The following is a 254-nucleotide window of genomic DNA, read 5'->3' as shown; positions in this document are numbered from 1 at the left end:
CCGAGTGAAGACAAACCGCCGGGATGCCGTAAGCCTGGCGCGCCTGCATCGCGCGGGCGAGCTGACCGCGGTCTGGGTTCCGGACGAAGCTCATGAGGCGATCCGCGACCTGGTACGGGCTCGCGAGACCAAATCCTGTTGGCAGAATATTGCCAGGCCATCGAGGATGCCGGCGTGCGTCTGGACAGGCTGACCCAGCTGGTGGTGGAGACCGCGGCATCCTGGTCGATGGCCCCGGTTGTGGCCGCCTACCA

The 254-nt window shown here is 66.5% G+C and carries 1 pseudogene; it reads left to right on the top strand.

The window, feature by feature from the left end:
• Positions 1-254: pseudogene (locus C6558_RS41360) on the top strand (IS110 family transposase); the annotation flags it as partial.

This window comes from Ensifer sp. NM-2, from assembly GCF_003024455.1.
Taxonomy (GTDB): Bacteria; Pseudomonadota; Alphaproteobacteria; order Rhizobiales; family Rhizobiaceae; genus Ensifer; species Ensifer canadensis.
Note: the sequence above shows the minus strand (reverse complement) of the source record. Positions and strands in the feature narration are given on the sequence as shown.